Below are 3,852 nucleotides of genomic sequence, written 5' to 3'. Positions count from 1 at the left end.
ATTATGTTATTTGTAATTTTTGTATAATTAGATATTAAACGATATTTGATTATTCTTCAACATTTACATTTGACGATTGGATGGACGACTTCTTAAAAATTAAGGAGTCGATTTTTTATGAGTAAAAAAGCAGAAGAAATTCAGTCAAAACAAAGTTCAGAACACGAAAATTTAAATTTTTCTAAAACCGGCTACTCTAATAGCCGGTTAAACCGACATACTATGTACACCCCGGAACCAAAATTAAGTTTTGACGCTATGACTATTGTTGGAAATCTTAATAAAAATAATGCTCACAAACTATCTGAATTTATGAGTGTCGAGCCACAAATTCGACTTTGGGATATACTACAAACTAAATTTAAAGCTAAAGCTCTACAAGAAAAAGTTTATATCGAATATGACAAAGTAAAAGCAGATACGTGGGATAGACGTAATATGCGTGTTGAATTTAATCCAAATAAACTTACGCATGAAGAAATGCTTTGGTTAAAACAAAACATTATCGACTACATGGAAGACGATGGTTTTACAAGATTAGATTTAGCTTTTGATTTTGAATATGATTTAAGTGATTATTATGCAATGACTGATAAATCAGTTAAGAAAACTATTTTTTATGGTCGTAACGGTAAACCAGAAACGAAATATTTTGGTGTTCGTGACAGTGATAGATTTATTAGAATTTATAATAAAAAACAGGAACGCAAAGATAATGCAGATATTAAAATTATGTCTGAACACTTATGGCGTGTAGAAATTGAATTAAAAAGAGATATGGTTGATTATTGGAACGATTGTTTTAATGATTTACATATATTACAACCAGATTGGAAAACTATCGAACGTACTTCTGATAGAGCAATGGTTTTTATGTTGTTGAATGATGAAGAAGAATGGGGAAAATTAGAAAGACGTACTAAGAATAAATATAAAAAATTAATTAAAGAAATATCTCTAATTGATTTAACTGATTTAATGAAATCGACTTTAAAAGCGAACGAAAAACAATTGCAAAAGCAGATTGATTTTTGGCAACGTGAATTTAGATTTTGGAAGTAAAGTAACTTTGTTTTATACAAAATGTTACTTTAGTATAATTAACGTTTAAGAGGTGACACAATATATGAAAAAATCAGAGGATTATTCCTCCTAAATACAAAGAGATAAGATGAAATTTAGGAGGAAAATTATATATGACTTTTAATATTATTAATTTGGAAACTTGGGATAGAAAAGAATATTTTAATCATTATTTCAATCAACAAACAACTTACAGTGTTACTAAAGAATTTGATATCACTTTACTTAAAAGTATGATAAAAAATAAAGGATATGAACTGTATCCTGCTTTGATTTATACAATTGTAAATATTATAAATCAAAATAAAGTATTTAGAACAGGAATTAATAGTGAGGGAAATTTGGGTTATTGGGATAAATTAAACCCTTTATATACAGTCTTTAATAAAGAAACTGAAAAATTTTCTAACATTTGGACAGAATCAAATGTTAGTTTTAATTCTTTTTATAATAGTTATAAGAGTGACTTACTTGAATATAAAGATAAAAATGAAATGTTTCCTAAAAAACCAATACCTGAAAACACAGTTCCTATTTCGATGATTCCTTGGATTGATTTTAGTTCATTTAATTTAAATATTGGTAATAATAGTAGATTCCTATTGCCAATTATTACAATAGGTAAATTTTATAGTAAGAATAATAAGATCTATTTACCAGTCTCATTGCAAGTTCATCATGCGGTATGTGATGGTTACCATGTTTCATTATTTATGAGTGAATTTCAAAATATAGTTGATAGTGTAAATGAATGGATTTAAATCTAAAATAACTTTCATAAACTTAAGTAATTATGATATTTATAAGTTTATAGCAACCACCATTTTTGGTTGCTGGATTTTGATTTTGAATTTGGTTTTGAACTTATGGACTGACTTGTTCAGTCCATTTTTTGTGCTTGCACAAAAAATGGTTTTAGCCTCGCAGAGCATACGGTTTAACGACTTATTGCAAAATAAGTCTAGTATGTTAGACTTAAACTATTAAATACACATGAAACCTTTGTGCTTAGGAGTGATTTTTATATGTCTTATTCCATTATTAGAGTTTCAAAAGTAAAGTCTGGAACAAATACAACTGGTATTCAAAAACATGTTCAAAGAGAAAATAATAATTATGAAAATGAAGATATAGACCATAGTAAAACTTATTTGAATTATGATTTGGTAAACGAATATAACCAAAATTTTAATAACTTGATTGATGAAAAAATAGAACAAAATTATACAGGTAAAAGAAAAATCAGAACGGATGCAGTTAAACACGTTGACGGTTTAATTACATCAGACAAAGAATTTTTTGATAATCAAACACCAGAAGATACAAAGCAGTTTTTTGAACATGCTAAAGAATTTTTAGAACAAGAATACGGTAAAGATAATTTATTATATGCAACAGTTCATATGGACGAGAAAACACCACATATGCATTATGGTGTAGTTCCAATAACTGATGATGGTCGATTAAGTGCTAAACAAGTTGTAGGGAATAAAAAGGCTTTAACAGAGTTTCAAGATAGGTTTAACGAATATGTTAATCAGCGTGGCTATGATTTAGAACGTGGGCAATCCAGACAAGTTACAAATGCAAAGCATGAGCAAATGAGTCAGTATAAACAGAAAACAGAATATTATAAGCAAGAATATGAGCGTGAGAGCCAAAAAACAGACGAAATAAAGCAAAAGAACGATAAATTGGTGCGAGAGTACCAAAAGTCATTAAATGCTCTTAAAAAGCCTATAAATGTCCCGTATGAGAAAGAAACTAAAACAGTAGGTGGTTTATTTAACAAAGAAACACAAGAAACTGGAAATGTTGTAATAAGACAAGAAGATTTTAATGCCTTTCAGAAGCAAATAGAAGCAGCACAATCAATTACAGATGATTATGAGTATATTAAGTCAGATAAAGCTTTAAATGACCTTAAAAGTGAAAATAATGAGCTTAAACAAGAAAATGAAAATCTTAGAAACGATAAAAGTGAATTAAGAAGGCATTTTAAAAAAGAGCATGCTCAAAATAAACACCTAAAAGACCTTATAAATTATTTAAGAAGATTATTAGAGAAGTTAGAAAAAACTTTAGGTAGAAAAAATTATATTGATTTGATTAACGGTATGACTGAAAACAATGATAAAGATAGAAAAATAGCATTAACGTTTGATAAAGAAATGCACCCAGAAAAATATCAAGAGCAGGAACAACAAGAAGAAGTTAAAAAAGATAGAGGACGTGGAAGATAAAAAACTACTGTTAATAAGCGCCCTAAACGTTATAACAGCAGTTTTAAACCTCATTCAAAGCCTATTTAACTAAATACAATCTTGTATTGGTCGTACTATCGCATATTATAACACGCTATTATGCCGAGAAAACTTATTGTTTGGAATGGGCTATGTGTTAGCTAACTTGATTAGCGTGTTGGGTGGGGTTGATTTGGGATTAATCCCAATGAAACACCAACACAACAACACATAAAGCCCTGTAGGTTCCAAACCATAAGGAAATTGGAATAATGCAATAAACTAAAAAAAGCCTTGATCTAAATAGACCAAGACTTTTGATAGTGTTATATTAATAACAAAATAAAAATAAAGAAGTCGTCCACTCCCCGACCAAAGTTTGTGGAACGACCATACCAAATATACTGATTATGTTATTTGTAATTTTTGTATAATTAGATATTAAACGATATTTGATTATTCTTCAACATTTACATTTGACGATTGGATGGACGACTTCTTAAAAATTAAGGAGTCGATTTTTTAT

At 28.5% G+C, this 3,852-nt stretch carries 3 protein-coding genes; all 3 read left to right on the top strand.

The genetic code is table 11. The features are described from left to right. Nucleotides 1-117: 117 nt before the first annotated feature. Complete coding sequence (locus ACP7BT_RS13425; RefSeq protein WP_023607346.1) at nucleotides 118-1,062, top strand: replication initiation factor domain-containing protein; 945 nt, start codon at nucleotides 118-120, stop codon at nucleotides 1,060-1,062. A gap of 134 nt (nucleotides 1,063-1,196) precedes the next feature. Next, nucleotides 1,197-1,844 (top strand): type A-8 chloramphenicol O-acetyltransferase, encoded by a 648-nt coding sequence (locus tag ACP7BT_RS13420; protein ID WP_002352254.1) that lies wholly within the window; start codon nucleotides 1,197-1,199, stop codon nucleotides 1,842-1,844. Between the two features lie 264 nt (nucleotides 1,845-2,108). Then, nucleotides 2,109-3,326 (top strand): MobV family relaxase, encoded by a 1,218-nt coding sequence (gene mobV, locus ACP7BT_RS13415; protein ID WP_002493196.1) that lies wholly within the window; start codon nucleotides 2,109-2,111, stop codon nucleotides 3,324-3,326. Nucleotides 3,327-3,852 lie beyond the last annotated feature (526 nt).

This window comes from Staphylococcus sp. Y174-1, from assembly GCF_049897865.1.
Lineage (GTDB): Bacteria > Bacillota > Bacilli > Staphylococcales > Staphylococcaceae > Staphylococcus > Staphylococcus saprophyticus.
Note: the sequence above shows the minus strand (reverse complement) of the source record. Positions and strands in the feature narration are given on the sequence as shown.